At 68.7% G+C, this 23,443-nt stretch carries 20 protein-coding genes (1 of these 20 running past the window's edge); 12 read left to right on the forward strand and 8 right to left on the reverse strand.

Annotated elements, in window-relative coordinates; genetic code table 11:
* Positions 1–308: 308 nt before the first annotated feature.
* The 5 genes from GLA29479_RS22030 to GLA29479_RS22050 all read left to right on the forward strand — a co-directional run bounded on the left by GLA29479_RS22030 (position 309) and on the right by GLA29479_RS22050 (position 6,156).
* On the forward strand, positions 309–1,358 hold the full coding sequence (locus tag GLA29479_RS22030) for a LacI family DNA-binding transcriptional regulator (RefSeq protein WP_057916326.1): 1,050 nt from the start codon (positions 309–311) through the stop codon (positions 1,356–1,358).
* Complete coding sequence (fucP, locus tag GLA29479_RS22035; protein WP_057916325.1) at positions 1,355–2,653, forward strand: L-fucose:H+ symporter permease; 1,299 nt, start codon at positions 1,355–1,357, stop codon at positions 2,651–2,653. Before GLA29479_RS22030 ends, fucP begins: the two co-directional genes overlap by 4 nt.
* Positions 2,653–3,663 carry a carbohydrate kinase family protein gene (locus GLA29479_RS22040; RefSeq protein ID WP_057916324.1) on the forward strand — a complete coding sequence of 337 codons (1,011 nt, stop codon included), beginning with the start codon at positions 2,653–2,655 and terminating at the stop codon, positions 3,661–3,663. The genes fucP and GLA29479_RS22040 overlap by 1 nt, the downstream gene beginning before the upstream one ends.
* Entirely contained in the window at positions 3,660–4,874 is a 1,215-nt protein-coding gene (locus GLA29479_RS22045; RefSeq protein ID WP_057972857.1) for an AGE family epimerase/isomerase, read from the forward strand. Before GLA29479_RS22040 ends, GLA29479_RS22045 begins: the two co-directional genes overlap by 4 nt.
* Before the next feature lie 916 nt (positions 4,875–5,790).
* Complete coding sequence (locus GLA29479_RS22050) at positions 5,791–6,156, forward strand: nuclear transport factor 2 family protein (protein ID WP_057972858.1); 366 nt, start codon at positions 5,791–5,793, stop codon at positions 6,154–6,156.
* Between the two features lie 293 nt (positions 6,157–6,449).
* On the opposite strand, the gene rpoD is transcribed toward GLA29479_RS22050, so the two are convergent.
* Positions 6,450–8,315: an RNA polymerase sigma factor RpoD gene (rpoD, locus tag GLA29479_RS22055; RefSeq protein ID WP_057916321.1), complete on the reverse strand. Its 1,866-nt coding sequence runs from the start codon at positions 8,313–8,315 to the stop codon at positions 6,450–6,452.
* Positions 8,316–8,386: 71 nt separating this feature from the next.
* On the reverse strand, positions 8,387–8,827 hold the full coding sequence (dtd, locus tag GLA29479_RS22060; RefSeq protein WP_057916320.1) for a D-aminoacyl-tRNA deacylase: 441 nt from the start codon (positions 8,825–8,827) through the stop codon (positions 8,387–8,389).
* 153 nt (positions 8,828–8,980) lie between these two features.
* On the opposite strand from dtd, the gene GLA29479_RS22065 reads away from it, so the two are divergent.
* The 4 genes from GLA29479_RS22065 to GLA29479_RS22080 are packed head-to-tail and all read left to right on the forward strand — an operon-like array spanning position 8,981 to position 13,457.
* Positions 8,981–9,901, forward strand: a complete 921-nt coding sequence (locus tag GLA29479_RS22065) for a lauroyl acyltransferase (RefSeq protein ID WP_057973310.1) — start codon at positions 8,981–8,983, stop codon at positions 9,899–9,901.
* 33 nt (positions 9,902–9,934) lie between these two features.
* Positions 9,935–11,380 (forward strand): SEL1-like repeat protein, encoded by a 1,446-nt coding sequence (locus tag GLA29479_RS22070; RefSeq protein ID WP_057972859.1) that lies wholly within the window; start codon positions 9,935–9,937, stop codon positions 11,378–11,380.
* Complete coding sequence (locus tag GLA29479_RS25490; RefSeq protein WP_057972860.1) at positions 11,380–11,946, forward strand: PH domain-containing protein; 567 nt, start codon at positions 11,380–11,382, stop codon at positions 11,944–11,946. Before GLA29479_RS22070 ends, GLA29479_RS25490 begins: the two co-directional genes overlap by 1 nt.
* Entirely contained in the window at positions 11,946–13,457 is a 1,512-nt protein-coding gene (locus GLA29479_RS22080) for a PH domain-containing protein (protein ID WP_057972861.1), read from the forward strand. The genes GLA29479_RS25490 and GLA29479_RS22080 overlap by 1 nt, the downstream gene beginning before the upstream one ends.
* 10 nt (positions 13,458–13,467) lie before the next feature.
* Here the strand turns inward: GLA29479_RS22080 and GLA29479_RS22085 are convergent, their stop codons facing one another.
* Positions 13,468–14,538 carry a CDP-glycerol glycerophosphotransferase family protein gene (locus GLA29479_RS22085; protein ID WP_057973311.1) on the reverse strand — a complete coding sequence of 357 codons (1,071 nt, stop codon included), beginning with the start codon at positions 14,536–14,538 and terminating at the stop codon, positions 13,468–13,470.
* Between the two features lie 95 nt (positions 14,539–14,633).
* Between GLA29479_RS22085 and GLA29479_RS22090 the strand changes: the two genes are divergently transcribed.
* Entirely contained in the window at positions 14,634–15,551 is a 918-nt protein-coding gene (locus tag GLA29479_RS22090; RefSeq protein ID WP_082638905.1) for a glycosyltransferase family 2 protein, read from the forward strand.
* 11 nt (positions 15,552–15,562) lie between these two features.
* Here the strand turns inward: GLA29479_RS22090 and GLA29479_RS22095 are convergent, their stop codons facing one another.
* The 5 genes from GLA29479_RS22095 to def form a co-directional block, all read right to left on the reverse strand.
* The gene (locus GLA29479_RS22095; RefSeq protein ID WP_057972862.1) at positions 15,563–16,843 is read right to left on the reverse strand and encodes an O-antigen ligase family protein; all 1,281 of its coding nucleotides are present in this window, start codon (positions 16,841–16,843) and stop codon (positions 15,563–15,565) included.
* Positions 16,844–16,846: 3 nt separating this feature from the next.
* Positions 16,847–18,601: an ArnT family glycosyltransferase gene (locus tag GLA29479_RS22100; RefSeq protein WP_057973313.1), complete on the reverse strand. Its 1,755-nt coding sequence runs from the start codon at positions 18,599–18,601 to the stop codon at positions 16,847–16,849.
* 93 nt (positions 18,602–18,694) lie between these two features.
* On the reverse strand, positions 18,695–20,008 hold the full coding sequence (gene rsmB / locus GLA29479_RS22105; protein WP_057973314.1) for a 16S rRNA (cytosine(967)-C(5))-methyltransferase RsmB: 1,314 nt from the start codon (positions 20,006–20,008) through the stop codon (positions 18,695–18,697).
* Between the two features lie 47 nt (positions 20,009–20,055).
* Positions 20,056–20,979 (reverse strand): methionyl-tRNA formyltransferase, encoded by a 924-nt coding sequence (gene fmt / locus GLA29479_RS22110; protein WP_057972863.1) that lies wholly within the window; start codon positions 20,977–20,979, stop codon positions 20,056–20,058.
* 162 nt (positions 20,980–21,141) lie between these two features.
* Entirely contained in the window at positions 21,142–21,654 is a 513-nt protein-coding gene (gene def, locus GLA29479_RS22115; RefSeq protein ID WP_057972864.1) for a peptide deformylase, read from the reverse strand.
* 158 nt (positions 21,655–21,812) lie between these two features.
* Here def and GLA29479_RS22120 point away from each other — a divergent pair, with 158 nt between their 5' ends.
* Together GLA29479_RS22120 and GLA29479_RS22125 are read left to right on the forward strand one after the other, a co-directional pair.
* Entirely contained in the window at positions 21,813–22,964 is a 1,152-nt protein-coding gene (locus GLA29479_RS22120) for a LysM peptidoglycan-binding domain-containing protein (protein ID WP_057973315.1), read from the forward strand.
* A gap of 100 nt (positions 22,965–23,064) precedes the next feature.
* Positions 23,065–23,443, forward strand: the 5' portion of a protein-coding gene (locus tag GLA29479_RS22125; protein ID WP_057972865.1) for a DNA-processing protein DprA. 20 nt of this gene lie beyond the right edge of the window; the window shows 379 of its 399 coding nt (coding positions 1–379); it begins with the start codon at positions 23,065–23,067; its stop codon lies beyond the right edge, outside the window.

Below are 23,443 nucleotides of genomic sequence, written 5' to 3' on the forward strand. Positions count from 1 at the left end.
CGGCGGCAGCCAGCCAGCGCAGGGCGGGACAGGCGCGGCGGGAGGTGAGAGGCTGGGTCGGCCGGGTCATCCGGGGCACTCCGTCTATAGGGCACAGGGCCCGGACACGGCCGGACCGGCAAAAATCCCGGTGGCCACTTTTAGATCGTTCTAAATGCGGGCAAGCTAGCACGCGACCCAGGCCCCTTCATGCTGCAATGCAGAATGCAGGGACGGGCCCCAGGCTGCAGGATGACGGCATTTAGAACGATCCAAAAGCCGCCGAGAGCCATGATTGCCGACCGACCACCCCTTGTGAGGTGTCAACGATGAACGACGCGCCCGCTCCCCGCGGCCGGGTCACCCTGGCCGACATCGCCCGTGCCTGCGGCCTGTCGCGCGCGACGGTCTCGCTGGTCCTGCGCGGCAGCCCGCTGGTCCATGCCGACACCCGCGCCCGGGTCGAGGCCGAACTCAAGCGCCAAGGCTACGTCTATCACCGCGGCGCGGCCAATCTGCGGCGCAAGGTGTCGACCGGCGTGGCCCTGGTCATCAACGACCTGTCCAACCCCTTCTTCGCCGAATTCGCCGCCGGTGTCGACGAATGGCTGGCCACGGCCGGCTTCGTCACCCTGCTCGGCAGCACCAACGAGTCGGTCGAACGCCAGCAGGCGGTGCTGACCTCGCTGATGGAGCACGACCCGGCCGGCATCATCTTGTCGCCGGCCGAAGGCAGCGACGGTGCGCGCGTGCGCGCCCAGGTCGGCGAACGCACACCGGTGCTGGTGTTCAACCGCGAACTGGATTCCACCGACTGGGATTTCCTCGCCCTCGACAACACCCACGGCGCGCGCCTGGCGACGCGGCATCTGCTCGAACGCGGCCATCGCCGTATCGCCTTCTTCGGCGGCCACCGCGATTCGAGCTCGTGCCGGCAACGCCGCCAGGGGTATCGCGAGGCCTTGGCCGAGGCCGGCGTCGATCCCGAGCCGCAGTGGCTGGTGGAATGCGCGCCGACCCGCCTGGAAGCAGCGCAACAGACCGGTGCGCTGTTCGTGCGCGACCCCGCCCCGACCGCGGCGGTCTGCTACAACGACGCGGTCGCGCTGGGCCTGATGGCCGGCCTGGTCGCACGCGGGCGCCGCCCGGGCGGCGATTTCGCCGTCGTCGGCTTCGACGATATTCCCGAAGCCTCGGTCGCCTCGCCCACCCTGACCACGATCGCGGTCGACCCGCGCGCACGCGGCCGCCAGGCCGCCGAGCTGATCCTCAAGCGACTGCGCGACCCCGACATGCCGCCCGCCCATACCGTCGCCCCCGTCCGGCTGCAGGCACGCAGCAGCAGCGAGGTGCTCGTTCCGCCCGGAGAGTTCGCATGACCCGTCGCGACATGTCCTACACCGCCGCGCTCGCGGTGGTGACCACGATCTTCTTCACCTGGGGCGGCCTGACCAGCCTCAACGATGTGTTGATCCCGCATCTGAAAGCCGTGTTCCAGATGAACTACGCGCAGTCGATGCTGATCCAGTCGACCTTCTTCGGCGCTTACTTCCTGATGTCGCTGCCGGCGAGCAAGGTAGTGGCGAAGGTCGGCTACAAGAACAGCATCGTGATCGGGTTGATCGTGGCGGCGGCCGGCGCGGCGCTGTTCTTCCCGGCCGCGCGCATTCCGTCGTATCCCTTGTTCCTGGCCGCGCTGTTCGTGCTCGCCAGCGGCATCACCCTGCTGCAGGTATCGGCGAACCCCTACATCAGCCTGCTCGGCGACCCGGCCGGCGCGCCGAGCCGGCTCAACCTCGCCCAGGCCTTGAATTCGCTCGGCACCACCCTGTTTCCGTACGTGATCGGCCCGCTGATCTTGTCGACCGCGGTGCTCGGCACGGCCGAACTGGCGGCGATGTCGGTTGCCGAGCAGGCGGCGTACCGCGCCCATGAAGCGGCTTCGGTGCAGATGCCGTACATGATCATCGCCGGCTGTCTGCTGCTGCTCGCGGTGTTCGTGTACCAGATGCGCATCCCCTCGCTGGCCGAAGCCACCGAGAGCGCCGACCCGGTGCACCACAGCTTCGCCGAGGTGCTGGGCCAGCGTCATCTGTTCTTTGGGGTGATCGCGATCTTCGTCTACGTCGGCGCCGAGGTCTCGATCGGCAGCTTCCTGATCAACTACATCTCGGCGCCGGAAATCGGCAACATCGACCACGCCCAGGCCAGCGAATACCTCGCTTACTACTGGGGCGGCGCGATGGTCGGCCGCTTCATCGGCGCCGCGCTGCTGCGCCGCTTCGATGCGCGCCGGCTGCTGGCGCTGTTCGCGGTCGCCGCGATCGCGCTGCTGGCGCTGACCATGAGCACGAAGGGTTCGGTCGCGATGTGGGCGGTGCTGTCGATCGGCCTGTTCAACTCGATCATGTTCCCGACCATCTTCACCATCGCCATCGAGCGCCTCGGGCCGATGACCAGCAAGGCTTCGAGCCTGCTGATCATGGGCATCGTCGGCGGCGCGGTTATTCCGTGGCTGCAGGGCGTGTTGTCCGACCGGGTCGGTATCCAACCTTCGTTCGTAATTCCGGTGGCGTGCTACGCCTTCATCGTCTGGTACGGCTGGCGCGGTTCGCGCGTGCTCGCCGGCCAGGGCCAGCACGTCACCGCCCAGGCTTCGGGAGTGATGCATTGATGTCCGTTGTGCTATCCGCAGAACCGCGCAACGGCGCAATCGTCTGCTTTGGTGAGGCCCTGATCGATTTTCTCGCGCGTCCTTCGTCGGTCGCCGGCGAGCCGCGCCATTTCGTCGAATACGCCGGCGGCGCGCCGGCCAACGTCGCCGTGGCCGCGGCGCGCCTGGGCGGCAACGCGCGCTTCGTCGGCATGCTGGGCGAAGACATGTTCGGCGACTTCATCGCCGGGCAATTGCAGGACTACGGCGTCGACACGCGTCATCTGTTGCGTACCGCCGAGGCCAAGACCGCGCTGGCATTCGTCTCCCTCGACGGCGACGGCGAACGCAGCTTCAGTTTCTACCGGCCGCCGGCCGCCGACCTGCTGTTCCGCGACTCCGACTTCAGCGGCGACAGCTTCGCCGAGGCCGGCGTGTTCCACGTCTGCTCCAACAGCCTGACCGAAGAATCCATCGCCGCGACCACGCTGGCCGGCATGCGCCGCGCGCGCATGGCCGGCGCCTTGGTCAGTATGGACATGAACCTGCGGCCGTCGCTGTGGCCGGCCGGCTTCGACCCGGCGCCGCGCCTGCTGTCGGCGCTGCTCGAAGCCGACCTGATCAAACTGTGCGGCAGCGAGTTCGAATTCCTGGCCCGCCACCTCGGCGGCGAAGAAGCCGCATTGCAGCGTTTGTGGCACGGCTACGCCACCTGCGTGCTGATCACCGACGGCGCCACGCCGATCCGCTGGCACACGCGCACGCGCCAGGGCGAAGTGCCGACCTTCCGCGTCGCCCCATCCGACACCACCGGCGCCGGCGATGCGTTCGTCGGCGGTTTGCTGCACCGGCTGTCGACGCTGGGCGTCAACGCCGCCGGCTTCACCGATTTCCTCGAACGCGAAGCCGACTTCATCGGCGCCTTGCGCTATGCCGCGGCCGCCGGCGCCCTCGCTACCACCCGACATGGCGCCTTCGCGGCGATGCCGAGCGCGGCCGATGTCGAACGCCTGATGCAGGAACAGTCATGAATCTTCCGTTGCACCCGCTTCCCGATTTCCGCAAGGCCGAGACCTTGCGCGCGCACATCGCCGACACGATGGCGTTCTACGACCCGGTCGCGCGCGACCCGGACGGCGGCTTCTTCCATTATTTCCGCGACGACGGCGCGGTCTACGACGCCTCGCACCGGCACCTGGTCAGCAGCACCCGCTTCGTCTTCAACTACGCGATGGCGGCGATCGAATTCGAGCGCGAGGACTATCGCGAGCTCGCCCGTCACGGCCTGCGTTATCTGCGCGAGAAGCATCGCAACGCGGAGACCGGCGGCTACGCCTGGACGATTCGCGACGGCCAGCCCGAAGACCGGATGAACCACTGCTACGGCGGCGCTTTCGTTCTGCTCGCCTACTCGACCGCGCTCAAGGCCGGCATCGGCGAGGCCGCGGCGTGGATGGACGAAACCTGGGACTTGCTGGAGCAGCGCTTCTGGGAAGCGCAGCACGGCCTGTACCGCGACGAAGCCGACGCCGACTGGAACTTCAGCGACTACCGCGGCCAGAACGCCAACATGCACATGTGCGAGGCGATGCTGGCGGCGTACGAGGCCAGCGGCCAACGCCGTTACCTCGACCGCGCGCTGACCTTGGCGCAGCACATGACCCAGCGCCAGGCGGCGAAGTCCGAAGGCCTGGTCTGGGAACACTACGACCGCGACTGGAACATCGATTGGGATTACCACCGCGACGATCCCAAGCACCTGTTCCGCCCCTGGGGCTTCCAGCCCGGCCACCAGACCGAGTGGGCCAAGCTGCTGCTGATCCTCGACCGTCATCTGTCGCCGAGCGGCGAAGCGCCGGCGTGGCTGGTGCCGACCGCGCGGCATTTGTTCGATGTCGCGGTGGCGCGTTCCTGGGACAGCGAACACGGCGGTTTGTTCTACGGTTTCGCCCCGGACGGTTCGGTCTGTGACGACGACAAGTATTTCTGGGTCCAGGCCGAATCGCTGGCGACCGCGGCATTGCTGGCCGCGCGCACCGGCGACGACCTGTATTGGCAGTGGTACGACAAGCTCTGGGCTTATGCCTGGCAGCACATGGTCGACCATCGCTACGGCGCCTGGTACCGCATCCTCGACCGCGAGAACCGCAAATACAGCGACGAGAAGAGCCCGGCCGGCAAGACCGATTACCACACCATGGGCGCGTGCTACGAAGTGATGCGGCTGCTGCGTCAGGGCTGATATCGCGTGGCGTTATCGTGGGACGCAAACGGGGCGCAATGCGCCCCGTTTGCGTTGCGACGGAGGCCTTTGCTTCGGGGTAGGAGCGGCGCGAGCCGCGACTGCGAACCTATGGTTGCGCCGTAATTGCGAGGTCGCGGTCGCGGCTTGCGCCGCTCCTACCCAAGAGCCCCCGCGACGGCGAATCATTGCCGTTGCCGTTGCCGTTGCCGTTGCCGTTGCCGTTGCCGTTGCCGTTGCCGTTGCCGTTGCCGTTGCCGTTGCCGTTGCCGTTGCCGAGATTTTGATCTGCTTTGCCGCTTTACCGGTCAAGTGGAGACCCGGAGGGCGCCGCACAGGACGTGCGGCGTTTTCCGATAAGACAAGGATGTCTTATCGGAAAATCCCGGCGCAAGCTGCGTACTCGCAGGGGAGCTTCGTCAAGGAAAGCCCTTTTCTTTGGTTACTTTTCTTTTGGGCCAGCAAAAGAAAGTAACCCGGCCGCTTCAGCGGACGGAAGCTGTAGATGTTGCTGTTTCTTTTCCGCCTTATGACGGGGAGGCGCAGCACGGCACACATCGCGGTCGCGGCTTACGCCGCTCCTACAGGTGGATTTCGGCCAGGAACGGCGCGAGACCGATGCACCGCGGTCGTGGCTTGCGCCGCTCCTACCCTTCGATTGCTTCGCTTCTGTAGGAGCGACGCGAGTCGCGACCGCGAACCGACCGTTGCGCCGTAGTTGCGAGGTCGCGGTCGCGGCTTGCGCCGCTCCTACCCTTGGCCCCGCCGGGCGCGCTGCCATTCGCAATAGCCCACGCCATCCGGCGCGACGTATTCATGTCCGCTCGTCGGAAGAGGCACCCTCATCCCGCTATCGACGGCCGCCGTCGATGCGCCCGGGCCTATCCTGAGCCCCCACCCCCAAGGATCGCCCGCCATGGACACCCAACAGATCGCCAACCGCTATGTCGAGCTGTGCCGCGCAGGCAAGCACGAACAGATCCAGGACGAGCTCTACGCCGACGACGCCGTCAGCATCGAGGCGCCCGGCCGTCAGGACGGTTCGCTCGGAAACGTCGAGGGACTGGCAGCAATCCGTCAGAAGGGCCGCGACTTCATGGCCGATGTGATCGAGATCCACGACAGCTGGTGCAGCGACCCGGCCGTCGGCGGCGACTGGTTCAGCCTGGCCATGAGCATCGATGCCACCTACAAGAGCATGGGCCGCATGCCGATGGCCGAGGTCGCGGTGTACAAGGTGCGCGACGGCAAGATCGTGCACGAGCAGTTCTTCTACGGCTGAGCGCGGCACCGAAACCGACGCATCGCGGCTCGACCGCTCGAGCACTCGACACGGCGCAATGCAGTGCAGCACCTCGTGACGCGTCGAAAGGATTATGCGCAGCTGCCTCGGCACAACGTCCGCGGCATCGGCATCGGCATCGGCATCGGCAGCGGCAGCGGCAACCGCGGGCCGAGGCCTTCCGCTGCAGGCTAAGCCGCATGCCGCGAGGCACCGGACAGAAATCGGCCCCCGCAAACGAAACAGGCCCCGCGAGCGGGGCCTGTTTCCTTACGCAACCGTAGCGACGTCGATCAATCGATGTCGAGGAAGCTGCGCAGCTGTTCCGAACGGCTCGGGTGACGCAGCTTGCGCAACGCCTTAGCCTCGATCTGGCGGATACGCTCGCGGGTGACGTCGAACTGCTTACCGACCTCTTCGAGGGTGTGATCGGTATTCATGTCGATGCCGAAGCGCATGCGCAGCACCTTGGCTTCCCTCGGGGTCAGGCCGGCGAGCACGTCGCGGACCGTCTCGGAGAGGTTGATGTTGGTGGTGGCTTCGACCGGGGACTCGACGTTGGTGTCCTCGATGAAATCGCCGAGGTGCGAATCCTCGTCGTCGCCGATCGGCGTCTCCATCGAGATCGGCTCCTTGGCGATCTTCATGACCTTGCGGATCTTGTCCTCGGGCATGTCCATCTCTTTCGCCAACTCTTCCGGCGTGGCCTCGCGGCCGTACTGCTGGAGCATCTGACGCGAGATGCGGTTGAGCTTGTTGATCGTTTCGATCATGTGCACCGGGATACGGATGGTGCGCGCCTGATCGGCGATCGAACGGGTGATGGCCTGGCGGATCCACCACGTGGCGTAGGTCGAGAACTTGAAGCCGCGGCGGAACTCGAACTTGTCGACCGCCTTCATCAGACCGATGTTGCCTTCCTGGATCAGATCGAGGAACTGCAGACCGCGGTTGGTGTACTTCTTGGCGATGGAGATCACCAGGCGCAGGTTGGCCTCGACCATCTCCTTCTTGGCCTTGCGCGCCTTGGCTTCGCCATAGGCCATCGCACGGCTGATTTCCTTGATGTCGGCCAGGGTCAGGAACGAGGCCTGCTCGATCTCGATCGTGGTCTGCTGCTCGACGATGATCTGGTCCTTGACGTCGCGCAGGCCCGACGACCACTTCTGCTTACGCTTGAGCAGCTCGTCGACCCATTCCAGATTGGTCTGGTTGCCTTCCCAGGCACGGATGAAGTCCTTGCGCGGCATCTTAGCGATGCGCGTGGCCAGGTCGAGGATCTTGCGCTCGTGGTCCTTGATCGAGCCGACCACGTCGCGCAGGTTGCGCATCAGGTTGTCGGTCAGGGCCAGCGGCAGCTTCAGGGTGACGAACACGGCGGCGATGTCTTCGCGCAGCTTGGTCGCCGCCTTGGCGCCGGCGCCGCCCTTGCCCTGGGCCTTGAGGAACTTGCCGTACAGGTCGGCGATGGCCTCCATGCGCGCGGCGACTTCGACCGGGTCCGGACCGGAGGTGGTCTCTTCGGTCTCGGCATCGTCGCCGGCGGCTTCGACTTCTTCGTCGTCGTCCGCTTCGGCATCGGCGTCGGCCACCACGACCGGCGGTGCCGGCGGCTCGGGCTCTTCGTCGAGGTGATCGTTGAAGCCGACCACGATCTCGGCCAGGCGCTTCTTGCCGGCCTTGTGCTGCTCGTAGTCTTCGAGGATCAGCTGGATCGTGGAGGGGAACAGGGCAAGCGAAGCCTGGACCTGGTTCAGGCCCTCTTCGATGCGCTTGGCGATGGCGATTTCGCCCTCGCGGGTGAGCAGCTCGACCGTGCCCATCTCGCGCATGTACATGCGCACGGGGTCGGTGGTGCGGCCGCCTTCGCCGTCGAGTGCGGTCAACGCCGCCGCAGCTTCTTCAGCCGCGGTGTCGTCGACTTCGCGATTACCGGTGTTGCCGTCGGCGAGCAACAGCGTTTCGGCATCGGGGGCAACTTCGTGCACCTCGATGCCCATGCCGTTGATCATGCCGATGATGTCTTCGATCTGTTCCGCGTCGACGAGATCGTCGGGCAGGTGATCGTTGACCTCGGCATAGGTCAGATAGCCCTGCTCCAAGCCCTTGCTGATCAGGAGCTTGATATCGGACGGAGGGGGCTGACGTTCGTTGGCCATGGGCTGCGCCACCGCGCTATTGAGGGTAGGGAACGCTCCAGTATATCAGGTCCGGCCTGGGAGGCCGGGTCTTAGGACCGGAGGAGAAAGGTGACCGGGCCGTCGTTGACCAGGTTGACGACCATATGGGCGCCGAAGCGGCCGGTTTCCACCCCTCCGGCATGACGTTGCCGGCAGGTTTCGACCAGACGGTTGAATAACGGTTCAGCCAGGCCCGGGGCGGCGGCCGTGCTGAAGCCCGGACGCATGCCGCTGCTGGTGTCGGCGGCCAGGGTGAACTGGCTGACCAACAGCAGGCCACCGCCGGTGTCGGCCAGACCGCGGTTCATGCGGCCGGCCTCGTCGGCGAAGACCCGGTACCCGAGCAGGCGTTCGGCCATGCGGGCGATCTGGGGTTCGCCGTCGCCGGGTTCAAGCCCGACCAGGGCCAGCAGGCCGGGGCCGATCGCCCCGACCGTTTCGCCGTCGACGACGACCGAGGCCTGGGTGACGCGCTGGATCAGACTCAGCATGCGGACTCGTACGATCTGGAAAGTCGGACGCGAGTGTAAAGCCTGCATCGTGCCGGCATCGACGGCGTGCCGGCGCCGATCTGCGCCGCATCCGGCGCGCTTCGCCGGCCCGGCCGCCACGGTGGCGCACAGGCCAGCGGCTACACTCGCGCGATGACCCGATTCGTCGCCCGCCTGCTGTACGTCTTCGCCAGCGCGCTCGGCCGCCTGCCCTGGTCCTGGCAGATGCGCCTGGGCGACGCCATCGCCGCGCTCTGGCAGCGCCGTAACGCCCGCGAGAGCCGGGTCGCCCGGGTCAACCTGGAGCTGGCCTACCCCGAGCTGCTGCCGGCCGAACGCGAGCAATGGCAGCGCGCGATCGTGCGCACCACTTCGCGCCAGGCGGTCGAGACCCTGCGCCTGTGGACCCGCCCGCATGCCGAGAATCTCAGCCTGCTGCGCGAGCAGCACGGCACCGAGCTGTTCGACGCCGCGCTCGCTTCCGGGCGCGGCCTGATCGTGGCGGCGCCGCATTACGGCAACTGGGAGCTGCTGAACCAGTGGCTGGCCTTCCGCACCCCGCTGGCGATCCTGTACCGCCCGCCGGAGTCGCCGATCGGCGAGGCCTTCCTCAACCTGGTGCGCGCCGACACCGAGGCCGAACGTGTGACCCAGGTCCGCGCCGAAGGCTCGGCGGTGCGCCAGTTGTGGAAGCGGCTCAACGCCGGCGGCGTGGTCGGCATCCTGCCCGACCAGCAGCCCAAGGCCGGCGACGGCGAGTTCGCGCCGTTCTTCGGCGTGCCCGCGCTGACCATGACCCTGCTCGGACGCCTGGCCGAGCGCACCGGCGCGACGGTGTTGTTCGCGTATTGCGAACGCATCGACACTCACCTGGATCATCCGGCGTTCGCCTTGCGCATCGAAGCCGCGCCGCACGGCATCGCCGATCCCGATCCGCAGCGCGCCTGCATCGCCCTCAACGCGGCGGTAGAACGTATTGCGCGCCGCGATCCGGCCCAATACCAGTGGACCTATAAACGCTATACGCTGCGCCCATCCGGCAATGGCGACGACAACCCCTATCGTTCGAGATAGGACGCCGGTCCGTCGGCTCGACAAGGACGCCCCATGCGTTACGCGCTATTGCTGCTTGCCCTGCTGTGCGGCCCGACCACGGCCGCGGCCGCCGCGCAGAGCGACGACCAGGCCGACGTCAATGCCGTCGATGCGGCCTGGAACCGCTACACCCGGCTCGCCGCCAAGGACGATGGCGCGAGCGCCGAGCTGGTCGCCGAATCGACCGCGCAGCATTACGCCTTCCTGCGCGACGTCGCCCTGTACGCCTCGACCGAACAAGTCCGCCGCCTGCCGCTCGCCGACCGCCTGACCGTGTACGGACTGCGCGCGAAATACGAAGCGCCGGCGCTGGCCGGATGGGACGGCCGCGCGACGTATCGCCATTGCGTGCAGGACAAGCTCTGCCACGTGGTGATGCGCCATGCCGACGGCAACTTTCCGTCGCTGAGCCACGTCGCCATGATCGATGCCGATAGCGCGCTCGGCGAAGTGCAACCGCCGACCGGCGAGCGCTACGTGTTCGGCCCCGAATTCGCGCGCGAAGGCGGGGGCTGGAAGACTCGTCCGGAACGCCAGACCGAAGAGCTGTCGAAGTTCATGGCCGCGGTGGCCGCGCAATCGGGCGGCGAGACCGCGCTGTTGCAGCACTTGCTCGGCGATTTCCTCGGCGAGGGCCAGGCGCCGTCGAACCTGAGCGCGCTGGAACTGGCGCCGCGCGACGACGCCGCGCAGCGCAATCGCCTCAACGAGCGTTGGCCGGATTACCAGGCCTACCTCGACACTCAGATCGCCGCGATCAAGCGCAAGGCCGATGCCGGCGAAGCGCTGGCGCAATACTTGTACGGACGCCTGCTCTACACCGGGCTGGAGTCGCGTCGCATTGCCGCCGACCGCGACGCCGCCCTGGCGGTGCTCGAACGCGCCAGCGACAGCGGCCATGCCGAATCGGCGCTGGCGGTGGTGAACATCCTGCTGTCGACCAACGACCGCCTGTCGTTGAGCCCGCAGACCCTGCGCCGCGCCCTGCCGCATCTGCGCCGCAGCGCCGAAAGCGGCAACCCGCAGGCGATGATGGGCTACGCCGATTTCATCCGCGCCGGCGCCGCCGGCCTGGCCAGCGACTGCAATCAGGCCATCGAATGGCTGCGCAAGGCCGAAGACGCCGGCATGGCGCAGGCGCGCAACGACCGCGTCTGGATCCTGGCGACCTGCCCGATCGCGGGCCAGCGCGACGCCAAACAATCGCTGGCCCTGAGCCAGCACATGATCGCCAGGCGCGAGCAACTGCGCGCCGCCGAACTCGATACCGTCGCCGCCGCGCTCGCCGCCAACGGCGACTTCGCCCAGGCGGTCGCGTTCCAGACCGATGCCCTGGCCCGGCTCAAGGACGGCGAACTCGACCCGAAGTCGCGCGAGCGCATGCAGGGCCGTCTCGCGCTGTATCGTCAGGGCCGCGACTACACCGAAACCGAACCGCTGTACGCCAAAGAACCCTGATGACGGATACGCCCGACCCCACCGCTGCCGAACCGACCTCCACCGAACCGGGCCCGACCTCACCCGCGCCCGCCGCGACGACGGCCGACACCGGATCGAGCGCCTGGCAGCAACTGCCTTCGCGCGCGGTGCTGTTGTGCACGATCGACGTGAGCGTGTCGCTGGCGGTCGTGTTCGCGATCGCCGGAGTAATACTCGGCATGCTCACCATCGGCTCCTGGGTCGGCATCGCCAGCGGGCTCAGCGGCGCTCTGCTCGGCGCCGGCATCGGCACCTGGATCGGCCTGCGCCGCTACCGCAATACCTTGTGGCGGCTCGACGCGCACGGCTTCGCGGTGCGCCGCGGCGTCGCCTGGCAACGCGAAACCCTGGTGCCGCTGACCCGGGTGCAACATCTCGACCTCAAGCACGGCCCGCTGCAACGCCTGCGCGGCCTGGCGACCCTGGTCGTGCACACCGCCGGCACCCGCCACAACGCGGTCTCGATCGATCATCTCGACGCGCAGGACGCCGAGCGCTTGCGCGAGCGCCTCGGCCGTCAGCTCGACCACGACGAAGACGCCTGATGAGCGCGCCGGGTTCGACCGTATCGCCGGACGACGAAAGCACGCGGGCCGATCGCCGCCTGCATCCGATGTCGTGGTTGTTCGTGCTGATCCAGCAGCTCAAGCAGTTCATCGTGCCGCTGGCCGCCCTGCTGGTGTTCGGCCGCGGCGACCGCAACGAGCTGTGGCCGCTGATCGGCGTCGGCGCGCTGGTGGTGGTCGCGCTGTGGCGTTATTTCACCTACCGCTACGGCATCGGCAGCAATGCCGTGGTGGTGCGCAGCGGTCTGCTCAACCGCAGCCTGCGGGTGATCCCGTTCGTGCGGATCCAGAACGTGGCCCTGCACCAGACCGTGCTGCACCGCCTGTTCGGCGTCGCCGAAGTGCGCATGGAATCGGCCGGCAGCAAGGAGCCCGAGGCGCAGATGCGCGTGCTCAAGCTCGACGACGCACTGGCGCTGGAAGCCCTGGTGCGCCGGCGCGGCGCGGCCGTCGTCGAAGGCCAGGCCGAGGACAGCGCCGACGTGCTGCTGCGGCTGCCGCCGCTCGAAGTGCTGCGCCTGGGTCTGGTCTCCAACGGCGGCCTGGTCCTGATCGGCGCCGCCCTGGCCGGCCTGTCGCAGTACACCCCCGATTTCAACGCACGCGTTCCCGGACGCATCGGCAGCCAGGCGACGCACTGGCTGTCCGGCCATGTCGAGGCCTATCACCTCGACGCGATCGGCGTGGCCCTGATCGCGGTGGCCCTGATCGCGCTGATCGCCGGCCTGCTCAAGCTGCTGTCGATCGTGCTGGCGCTGCTGCGCTACTACGGCTTCGAACTCAGCGAACACGGCCGCCGCCTGACCGCCGAACGCGGCCTGCTCGGGCGCTGGCGCACCACCGTGCCGCGCCGGCGCATTCAGGCCTGGACGCTCGAGGAAAGCCTGATGCACCGCTTGCTCAAGCGCCGCGGCCTGAGCGTGGACACGGTCGGCGCCGAGGCCAACGAAGACGGCCGCTCGCTGAAGGAACTCGCGCCGATCGCCACGCCGCAGGCTTGCGATGCCTTGATCGAACGCTTGCTGCCGCGCGCCGGCTGGGATCGCCTGGAATGGCGCGCCCTGCCTGATGCGGCCTGGTGGCGGCTGTTTCTGCCCGACGTGCCGTGGACCCTGCTGGCGGTGTTCTCGCTGTATTGGCAGGTCGGCGCCTGGAGCGCACTCGCCCTGCTGTGGCTGCCGTGGGCGGCGTTCAAGGCGCAGCGGCGCACCCGGCGCATCGGTTACGCCATCGGCGAGGTCCTGATCGCGGTGCGCGAAGGCTGGTGGCGGCGTTCCTGGCGCTTCGCCGAACTCGACAAACTGCAGGCCTTGCAGCTCACCCGTTCGCCGCTGGACCGCAGCTGCGGCACCGCGACCTTGTGGCTCGACACCGCCGGCGCCGGCGCCCTGGCGCCGCCGCTGCGGATCCGTTTCCTGCCGGAAGACGAGGCTCGGCAAATTTACGCCCGGCTCGCGGCGATCCTTTCGCAACGCCCGCTGCGCTGGTGAGGCGCAGCGCTCAGGCGCCGCGCCCCCAGTAACCCAGCTCGCGGCGTATCTGCAGGCCGCGCAGCAGCGACGACCACGGCTTGCGCCGCAGCCGGCCGAGACGGCCGGCGAGCAAGTCCTCGGTCGCGGCGATCACGCGCTGCGAGGAGCGCCCGTCGCGATAGGGATGGATCGCGTCGGCATAGGCGTCGATCGCGGCCTGCAACTCCGGGCTCGGCGCGAACGCCTGCTCGAGCTGCGCGGCCAGCGCCGCCGGATCGTCGAAGTCGATCATGTGCGGCTTCGGCGCGCGGTTGCGGAAGGTCACCACCGGTTTGCGCTGGACGACGAACTCCGACACCACCGAGGTCGTGTCGGCAACCAGCACGTCGGCCGCGCGTTGCGCCGAGATCAGGTCCTCGGTCTCGACGAAGGTGGCATTCGCGCCGGTCAGCGCGCGATAGCGCTCGAACAATTCCGGCGCGCACTTGGGATGCAGGGTCAGCAGCCAGTAGCGCTCGCCCGAGGCGATTTGCGCGGCGATCGCCTCCAGCAGGTGCGGCGCGGCGCTGAGGCGTTCGGTGAAGGTCGAGGCGAACAATACGGTCTGGCGGCGGCCGGCCAGACGGCGCCATTTCGCCGCGCCGCCGTCGTCGTCGCCGAACAAGGGATCGAGCTTGGGCCAGCCGGTCTCGACCACGGCGAAATGCCCGGCCTGCTCGGCCAGGGCGCGGAACGGCGCGGTCGTCGCCGGGCCTTGCGTGCAATACAGGTCGAACAGGCCGCGCACGCGGAAATGGCCGCGCGCGTCTTCGCGTTTCTCGACGTTGAAGCCGTGGAACAACTGCACCTTGGCGCCGGCGACGAAGGGCGGCACCCAGTTCGCGGCGCTGAACACCGCGCGCGGCTGCAGCGCGACCGCAGCGCGCAGGCCTTCGCGCCCGGGCGCGAGCATGCGCACCGGCGCCGGCAGGGTCGAGGCCGCGGCGCCATCGGCGAACCAGGCGTGGGCGGTGTGCCCGGCCGCATGCAGCGCATCGGCCAGCGGCCGCAGGATGGGCAAGGCGTAACGCTCGGTCGCGAACAGCAGGTAATCGGCCATCGTATCGTCCAGGCCGGAACCCAACGCCGGCCGCGGCATTATCGCGTCCCCGGTCGCGGTATGCGCATCGGCGTGGTCTTCGCCGCGCCCACACTATGGTTTCGCCCACCGATGGGCTCCACAATGCCGGCATCCGCCGCGCCGCCTGCCGTCATCAGGTATCGATCATCGACACGACACGACCCGCCGCGACAACGCCGACCGACGGCCGCCCCAAGCTCTCGGCCTGCATCATCGCGTTCAACGAAGCCGACCGCATCGGCGACTGCATCGCCTCACTGGCGTTCTGCGACGAGGTGGTGGTGGTCGATTCCTATTCGACCGACGCCACCGCGGCGATCGCACAGGCCGCCGGCGCGCGCGTGCTGCAACGCGCCTTCGACGGTTTCCGCAGCCAGAAGCATTACGCGGTGGAGCAGGCCGCTCACGACTGGGTGCTGTGCCTGGACGCCGACGAGCGCGTCGACGCGCGGCTGCGCGCTTCGATCGAAGCGGCGCGCGCGCGCGGTTTCGAAGACGCCGCCGGCTACCGCTTCGCACGCCTGTCGGAGTATTTCGGCAAGTTCCTGCGCCACGGCAACGCCTATCCGGACCGGGTCCTGCGCCTGTTCGACCGCCGCCGCGGCGGCTGGCGCGGCAAGCGCGAGATCCACGAAGCCGCCAGCGTCGACGGCGCGGTCGCGACGCTCGCCGGCGACCTGATCCACTACCCCTACCGCTCGCTCGAACAGCAGCTCAGCAAGACCGAGCGCTATGCGCGGATGATGGCCGAGCACGAGTATGCGCGCGGCAAACGCGCGAGCCTGAGCAAGCTGGTGCTGGCGCCGGCGTGGCGGTTCTGGCGCGGCTACGTGCTGCGCGCCGGCCTCCTCGACGGCTGGCACGGCCTGGTCTATGCCTATGTGCGTGCCAATTACGTGCGCCAGAAGACCATCATGCTGTGGATGCTCGAACGCGGCCAGCCGGTGACCACGCCGCCGCGCAAGGACGATGCAGGCACGCCTCACGACTGAGTGCGGCTCGCTTACGGTCCGCTGTCGTCGCTGCGCGCCTCGCGCAGGCTGAAGCCGTACAACAGGCCGACCGCCACCGCATAGAACGACGCGACCAGCTGGTGCGCGAACATCGACTGGGTCAGGCCGCTGGCGATGTAGACCAGCACCAGCACCAATCCGCCGAGCGCGCTGCTGCGCGAGCGTCCGGCCGGCAGCGCACGCAGCCGCCGGACGAACAGCACCAGGGGCAACAGATACACCGCCAGGATCGCGAGCAGACCCGGCAGGCCCATGGTCGCGGCCCACTCGGGCACGTCGCTGTGGGCGTGAGTGAGTCGGCAGAAGCCGACCCGCGCCGCCGGCGGACGGCATTCCGGCAAGGCGCTCACGGCGCGGCCGAAACTGCCGACGCCGATGCCGTCGAGCGGATGCTCGACGAAGGTCTGCCCGGCCAGGGACAACAGGTTCAGACGCGCGCCAAGCGAGGAGGCGTTGTCGCCTTCCTTGAGCCGGTGCACGTCCGAGCGCAATTCCTCGATGCGGGTCTGCTCGGCCAGCGGGCCGATCCACAACGCCGCGACCGCGCCCAATGCCAAGGTCGCCAATACCGCCCACGAGACCCGGCGCGCGCGGCCGCCACTGACCAGCAAACCGATCAGCAGCACGATCAACACGCCCGGCCAGGTACCGCGGCTGCCGCTGAGGGCGACGGTCACCACACCGAGCGCGCAGGCCGCGGTGGTCCACAGCAACTCGCCGGAGGGCCGGCAGAACACCGCCAGCACGATCAGGGCGATCACCGCTTCGGCATAGACGATGGCGTTCGCGGTCCAGCCGGCGGCGCGGTCCATGCCGCCGACGACCTGGTAGACCGCCACCGCGAAAGCGCCGGCCAGGCCGACCAGGGCGCCGGCCCACAGCCAGCGCCGCGACGGCCGGTAGGCGTAGGCCATCAGGGCGAAGAACGGCAGGGTCAGCAGGCGCAGGCGGTTGTCGGCCTCGCGCCAGCGCACGTCGTGGAGAAAGGTCGAAACCGCCACGATCACCGCCACCGCGACCGCCATCAGCAGCAGCGGGCGCAGCGCACCGCCGATCTCGCGATAACCGTGGGCGATCCGGCCCGGCGCCATCAAGAACGCAGCCAGCGCCAGCGCGGTGAACGGCAGCAGCCCCCACGGCGTGGAGATCAACAGCGCCGGCAGGCAGAACAGGGCGATCTCGAGCGTGCGGCGGGCCAGAGCCAGGCGGCGCGGCTCGCCCGCGAGGGGCTCGGGGCGGAAAGAAACGTCGGGTACTTGCGGTTGGGGCACGGATCAGTCCGTATCGTCTTCATGTGGCCGCAGCGGCGGTGCGGCGGGACAGGTTTCGCGCGCAGCGTACGGCACCAGCCACCAGATGCGGCGATTGGAGCGTCCGCCTATTTCGGCGCGGTTGCGGTCCACGCAGGCCGGCAGCGCCGGATCCTGCACCAACAGCCAGCGCGTCCGCGGCGCCTGGGCTTGCCAGGCCAGGCCTTGTTTCAGTTGCTCCGGCCAACGCATCTTGAAGCCGAAGGTGGTGGTGCGCGACTGGGTCCTCAGCAGATTCTGCTCTTTCCAGGCGACCAGGCCGAGCTCGGCCTCGGGGCCGATGCGCGCGGCGACCTTGCTCATCACCCCGCGCGCCGACGAGGAATCGTTGAGCACCGGCGCGACCAGCACGCCGTTCAACACCCACAGCCCGCACAGGGTCGCGGCCATGCCGAGGATCGGACGGCGCGGCCCGGCCCACAGTAAGGCGGCCAGGCCCCAGCAAGCGATCGCCAACACGCCCGCGGCGAGTCCGCGCGCGCCGTCGGTGAAATCGCGCTCGGCGATCAGCTTGCGCTCGAAGCCCGGGTTGCCGAACCACATCGACAGGCCCACGCCGAGCAAGGCCAAGACGATCAGTGCGGCGAAGGCGAAGCCGATCCGGCGCGGCCAGGCCCGGCGCAGGATGCCCGGCAACAGCGGCGCGAACATCAGGCAGGCCATCGGCAGCGCCGGCAGGATGTAGACGTCGCGTTTGCCCTGAGGGATCGAGAAGAACACGATCACCAGCAACCACCAGGCCATCGGCAGCACATAACGCGGATCGAGCCGGGCCAGGCGCCGGCGCCACGCCGGCAACGCCCAGGGCAGGGCGAACATCAACGGCAGCCACATCGAGAGCATCACCCCGAGGTGGTACCAGGGCGGCTGGTGATGGTCCCAGGACTTGGAATAGCGCACGGCGGTCTGGCGCAGCAGCAAGTCGCCCAGGTAACCGCGGTAGACGGGATCGGAATGGGTCAAGGCCACCGTCGCCATCGGCGCGATCCACAGAGCGACCGCGAACACGAACGCGAGCGGCCCCAGCCAGAAATAACCCCGGTCGATGCCGGCGCGCACCGGCATCTCGACCCAGGCCAAGGCGCGATGCGCCACGCCGCCCGGCGCCAGCGCGGCGCGCAACGGCCGCAGCACGGCCGCGAGCGCGAGCGGCGCCAGCATCAACAGGGCGAGCGCGCCGACTCCCTTGGTGATGGTGCCCATGCCGGCGGCGAACCAGCCCAGCACCCACCAGCGCCAGGCCGGACCGGTCAACAGATGCCGCAACAGGCCGTAGTTGGCCAGGGTGATCCAGAACACCACCAGCGGATCGATCTGCGCCTTCTTCGACTGATAGACGAAGTGCACGGTCAGCAGCAGCGCCCAGCCGGCGTAGTAACCGACCCGCGGCGTCCACAGGCGCCGGCCGAGGTCGACCACGCACCACAAGGTGCCCAGCGCGGCGAGCAGCGAAGGCAGCAGGAAGGCGACGCGCCATTGCCCAGTGGCCTGATAGGCCAGGGCTTGCATCCACATGAAGAACGGCGGCTTGTCCGAGTACAACTCGCCTCCGCGATGCGGGAACAGCCACTGGCCGCTCTCGACCATCTGCATGGCGACCAGGGCGAAACGCGGTTCGTCGGCGGGCCAGGGATCGCGCAGGCCCAGACCCGCCCCGAGCACCAGCCAGGCGACTATCCAGAACAACCAGGCGGGGTAGAAACGGGCGCTTTTGAACATGCGCGGGCCTTTGAACGTGCGCAGATCATAAGCGGCGGCCCGCATCGGGTGGAGAGGCGGGCCCTTGAATCTGGGCCTGCGCTCACCCTTGGCTCAAGCGCCGCGGCGCAGACGGGCGTAGAAGAAGCCGTCGCCGCCGCCGTCGCCCGGCAATCGCTGGCGACCGACCTCGCGGTCGTGGCCGAACCGCGCGGGCAAGGCCTCGGCGCGCGCATCGGCGGTGCGCGCCAGGAATTCGCGCACTTGGCGCTCGTTCTCTTCGGTCAGGATCGAGCAGGTCGCATACAGCAGCACGCCGCCGGGCGCGACCGTGCGCCACAACGCGTCGAGCAGACGCGCCTGCAGCAGCATCAAGGCGGCGATGTCGGATTCGCGCCGGTGCAGGACCACGTCGGGCTGGCGACGGACGATGCCGGTCGCCGAACACGGCGCATCCAGCAGCACCGCATCGAAGGGCTGGCCGTCCCACCAGGCCTGCAGGTCGGCGGCGTCGGCCACGCGCAGTTCGGCGCGCCCGGCCAGGCCCAAACGGACCAAGCCGCTGCGCACCCGCCGCAGGCGCGCCGCATCGACGTCGAGCGCGGTCAGGCGTAAGGCCGGGTCGCGTTCGAGCAGATGCGCGCTTTTGCCGCCGGGCGCGGCGCAGGCATCGAGCACCCGCGCGCCCGGCGCGGCCGCGATCGCATCGGCGACCAACTGCGCGGAGGCGTCCTGGATCGACACCGCGCCCTCGGCGAACCCGGGCAGCGAGGCGATCGCCGCCGAGCCTTGCAGACGCAGCGCATCGGGCAAGCCCTCGACCACGTCGGCTTCGATACCGGCCTCGGCGAGCCGTTCGCGATAAGCGTCGCGAGCGATGCTGCGCGCGTTGACCCGCAACCACATCGGCGCCGGCACCGCGCTTTCGGCCAGGATCGCCTCGTAATGCTCGGGCCAGTCGCGGCGCAGGCGCCCGCGCAACCAGCTCGGCCAGTGCGAATGCTTGGGGTCGACCGCCGGCAGACCTTCGCGCTGGGCGCGGCGCAGCAGCGCGTTGACCATGCCGGCCTGGTGCGGATACCCCAGGCCCCGTGCGGCTTCGACGGTGGAGTCGAGCGCGGCGTGCGCCGGCAGTTGCAGCGGATCGAGCTGGGCCAGGCCGACGTACAGCAGCGCACGCAGTTCGCCGTCGCGCCGGGTCAGCGGCCGCGCCATCCAGGCGGCGAGCGCGCCCTCGTAGCGCAGCGGCTGGCGCAACACCGCAAAGCAGATCGCCTCGACCAGGGCGCGGTCGCGCGGGTCGGGCAGGCCCGGCAACGCGGTCGCCAGCTCGGCCTTGAGCGAACGCCCGCGGTGCATCACCGCATCGAGCACGCGCGCGGCGATCGCGCGCGGCCGGCTGCCGCTGTGCATGCTGGCGTCGTGCATGCCGCCGCCATGCGGGCCGTCGGAACGGGTGCGCCGGTCGGACATGCTCAGCGCGCGACCGCGAGGTCGCGCCGGCCGTTCAAATAATCCGCGGCGGTGATCGCCTTGCCGCCATCGCGTTGCAACACGCGGATGCGCAAGGCGCCTTCGCCGCAGGCGATGTCGATGCCTTCGCGCCCGGCCTGCAACACGCTGCCGGGTTCGGCGGAATGCTGCAACGGCAGCGCGATCGCGCCGTGCACGCGCACGCGTTCGCCGGCGATCGTCGCATCGGCCATCGGCCAGGGATTGAAGGCGCGCACCTTGTTCGCCAAGGCCGGCGCCGGCTGCGCCCAATCCAGGCGCGCTTCGGCCTTGTCGAGCTTGTGCGCGTACGTCACGCCGTCGTCGGGCTGCGGCCGGGCGATCGGGCGCATGCCGGCGCGCAGCAGGCCCAGCCCGTCCGCCAGCACCTGCGCGCCGAGCGCGGCCAGGCGATCGTGCAACTGCCCGCCGGTCTCGGCCTCGCCGATCGACAGCGATTGCGACAGCAGCACCGGGCCGGTGTCCAGGCCCTTTTCCATCTGCATCAGGCACACGCCGCTGTCGCGGTCGCCGGCCTCGATCGCACGCTGGATCGGCGCCGCGCCGCGCCAGCGCGGCAATAGCGAAGCATGCACGTTCCAGCAACCGTAGCTCGGAATGTCGAGCACCGACTGCGGCAGGATCAGGCCGTAGGCCACCACCACCATCAGGTCGGGCTGCAGTTCGCGCAGCGCCTCGCGCGCAGCTGCGCTCTTGAAGTTCTCCGGCTGCATCACCGGCAGGCCGCGTAACAAGGCTTCGCGCTTGACCGGCGACAACGCCAGCTCGCGTCCGCGCCCGGCGGGGCGATCGGGCTGGGTGTAGACGGCCACGACCTCGTTGCGCTGCGCGGCGGCGCGCAGGCTCGGTACGGCGAAGTCGGGGGTACCGGCGAATACGATGCGCATAGGTTCGGGAGTCGGGATCGAGTTGGGGAGTCGGCGCGCGTCACCGCGCCTGCGGTGCGCGCCTGGCGTTCAAGACTACAGAAACGCAGAACGGGAGCCGGAAACCCGCGCGCGCCCCACGGCGCCGCGCCGATTCCCCACTCCCGCCTAGATGCGCGGCGCTCAGGCCGACTGGCGGCGTTGCTTGGCGAGCTTCTTGCGCACCATCTCGCGCTTGAGCGGCGAGAGGTAGTCGACGAACAGCTTGCCGTCGAGGTGATCCATCTCGTGCTGGATGCAAACCGCGAGCAGGCCGTCGGTGCTGAGTTCGAACGTCGCGCCGTCGCGGCCGATCGCCTTGACGGTGATCTCGTTGGCGCGGGTCACGTCGGCGAAGATGCCGGGTACCGACAGGCAGCCTTCCTGGTAGACCTGCTCGCCGGATTTGGCGACGATCTCCGGGTTGACGAACACCAGCGGCTGGTTCTTTTCTTCCGATACGTCGATGACCATGAAGCGCTGGTGCACGTCGACCTGGCTCGCGGCCAGTCCGATGCCGGGGCATTCGTACATGGTCTCGAACATGTCGTCGAGCAATGTCTGGAACTGCGGCGAGGTCACGTGCGCGGCTTCGACCGGCACGGCCTTCGTCCGCAGACGGGGATCGGGGAATTCGAGGATTGGGAGCAGGGCCATGGCGTCGAAAATGGGGGCGTGGGTCACATACGCAAGCTTTGGTTGCATTGTAACCCCGTTATAGGCTGCAAAGGCCTGCTAACGTTCGCACCTTCTGGGCTATAGTCCGGGTGCCCGCAGAGGGCAAACCTGGAAGGGGAATCAGGTAGATGGCCGCCATGTTTAAACCGATCCGCGCGGTTCTCGCCGCCGCGTTGCTGACTGTTGCCACGTACGCCATTGCGGCGGAATTGCGTGGCGACCACCCCGACACCTACGTGGTGAAACGGGGCGACACCCTGTGGGACATCTCGGCTCGCTTCCTGAAGCGGCCATGGCTGTGGCCGGAAATCTGGCAGGCCAACCCGCAGATCAAGAATCCGCACCTGATCTATCCGGGCGACGTGATCTCGCTGGCCTACCTCGACCGCGTCGCGGCCCAGGTCAAGCCGGGTCCGCGCCAGGAAGCCCCGATCAGCGGCATCCCGCTGTCGGACATCGAGCCGTTCCTGAAGAACCTTCGGGTCGTGGACGAGTTCGAGCAGATGCCCTACGTGGTCGGTCTTGAAGAGGACCGCCTGCGCGTCACCCAGGGCCAGGTCGCCTACATCAAGAACCTGCCGAACCAGACCCCGGGCACGCGTTATGCCGTGGTCCGCCCGACCCAGCGCTATACCCGCCTGGATCGCGTGGCCTGCTGCGACATCATGCGCGCCGCCGACCTGGACTTCCGCGGCCGCCGCACGGTCGACTTCGAAGCCATCTGGACCGACGTGGTCGTACCGGACAAGGGCCGCGAGCTGCTCGGCTACGAGCTGATGCAGGTCTCGACCGGCACCGTCAGCCGCGGCGCCGAGAACGGGATGGAGGCCAGCACCCTGGTCATCGACGACACCGGCCGCGAGATCCGCGTCGGCGACCGTCTGATCCCGGTCGAAGCCCAGCCTTACGATCTGCAGTTCTTCCCGCATCCGCCGAAGGCCCAGTTCGACTACGGTCGCGCCCAGGTCCTGGCCGTGGCCGACCTGGTCAGGCACGGCGGCCCGCGCGACGTGATCGCCCTGTCGGTCGGTGCCCGCGACGGCATCGACAACGGCACGGTGTTCTCGACCTGGCGGGTCGGCACCCGCGCCGTCGACCGGGTCAAGGTCGGTCCGGACCGCGACCCGACCCTGGTCGGCAAGGCCTCGCGCGTGCGCCTGCCGGACGAGTTCTCCGGCCACGCGATGGTGTTCCGCACCTTCGACAAGGTCAGCTACGCCCTGATCATGGACGGCGTGCGCCAGACCAAGGTCGGCTACGAGCTCAAGCATCCCGACTCTGCTTATTGATCGGCTGCTCGAGCCACCGGGAAAGGCCTGCGGGCTTTTCCTACAGCGATCCACGACGGCGCCTTCGGGCGCCGTCGTCGTTTGCAGGCTAGGCTGGTGCATGCCTTCGCCCCAGATCCAGTTGTCCGACGACGACCTCCACGCCCTGCTGACCCTCATCGCCGCCGGCGGCGCCAGCGCCTCCCGACGGCAACTGCTCGAGCTCCACCCCAGTCCGGCCGCCGCCCTGGCGGCGGGAACCGGCCAGTGGCAGGCGGCCGGGCTCACCCCCAAGCAGATCGACGCCCTGCGCGCCCCGGACGAGGAAGCCCTGACACGGGCGCTCGACTGGCTGCACGCCCCGCGCCATCACCTGGTCGGCTGGCACGACCCCGACTACCCCGGCCTGCTGCGGCGAGCGCCGAATCCGCCGCTGGCGCTGTTCGTCGCCGGCGAACCCGCCCTGCTCTGGCACCCGGCCGTGGCCGTGGTCGGCAGCC

Origin of the sequence: Lysobacter antibioticus (assembly GCF_001442535.1) — a bacterium.
Classification (GTDB): Bacteria; Pseudomonadota; Gammaproteobacteria; order Xanthomonadales; family Xanthomonadaceae; genus Lysobacter; species Lysobacter antibioticus.

Coding starts and splice junctions, on each gene's coding strand:
- GLA29479_RS22080 (WP_057972861.1), top strand. CDS start 11,946: ATGAGCGCGCCGGGTTCGACCGTATCGCCGGACGACGAAAGCACGCGG.
- GLA29479_RS22050 (WP_057972858.1), top strand. CDS start 5,791: ATGGACACCCAACAGATCGCCAACCGCTATGTCGAGCTGTGCCGCGCA.
- GLA29479_RS22090 (WP_082638905.1), top strand. CDS start 14,634: ATGGTTTCGCCCACCGATGGGCTCCACAATGCCGGCATCCGCCGCGCC.
- GLA29479_RS22085 (WP_057973311.1), bottom strand. CDS start 14,538: ATGGCCGATTACCTGCTGTTCGCGACCGAGCGTTACGCCTTGCCCATC.
- rsmB (WP_057973314.1), bottom strand. CDS start 20,008: ATGCACGACGCCAGCATGCACAGCGGCAGCCGGCCGCGCGCGATCGCC.
- GLA29479_RS22040 (WP_057916324.1), top strand. CDS start 2,653: ATGTCCGTTGTGCTATCCGCAGAACCGCGCAACGGCGCAATCGTCTGC.
- fucP (WP_057916325.1), top strand. CDS start 1,355: ATGACCCGTCGCGACATGTCCTACACCGCCGCGCTCGCGGTGGTGACC.
- rpoD (WP_057916321.1), bottom strand. CDS start 8,315: ATGGCCAACGAACGTCAGCCCCCTCCGTCCGATATCAAGCTCCTGATC.
- dtd (WP_057916320.1), bottom strand. CDS start 8,827: ATGCTGAGTCTGATCCAGCGCGTCACCCAGGCCTCGGTCGTCGTCGAC.
- def (WP_057972864.1), bottom strand. CDS start 21,654: ATGGCCCTGCTCCCAATCCTCGAATTCCCCGATCCCCGTCTGCGGACG.
- GLA29479_RS22120 (WP_057973315.1), top strand. CDS start 21,813: ATGTTTAAACCGATCCGCGCGGTTCTCGCCGCCGCGTTGCTGACTGTT.
- GLA29479_RS22065 (WP_057973310.1), top strand. CDS start 8,981: ATGACCCGATTCGTCGCCCGCCTGCTGTACGTCTTCGCCAGCGCGCTC.
- GLA29479_RS22030 (WP_057916326.1), top strand. CDS start 309: ATGAACGACGCGCCCGCTCCCCGCGGCCGGGTCACCCTGGCCGACATC.
- GLA29479_RS22100 (WP_057973313.1), bottom strand. CDS start 18,601: ATGTTCAAAAGCGCCCGTTTCTACCCCGCCTGGTTGTTCTGGATAGTC.
- GLA29479_RS22045 (WP_057972857.1), top strand. CDS start 3,660: ATGAATCTTCCGTTGCACCCGCTTCCCGATTTCCGCAAGGCCGAGACC.
- GLA29479_RS25490 (WP_057972860.1), top strand. CDS start 11,380: ATGACGGATACGCCCGACCCCACCGCTGCCGAACCGACCTCCACCGAA.
- fmt (WP_057972863.1), bottom strand. CDS start 20,979: ATGCGCATCGTATTCGCCGGTACCCCCGACTTCGCCGTACCGAGCCTG.
- GLA29479_RS22070 (WP_057972859.1), top strand. CDS start 9,935: ATGCGTTACGCGCTATTGCTGCTTGCCCTGCTGTGCGGCCCGACCACG.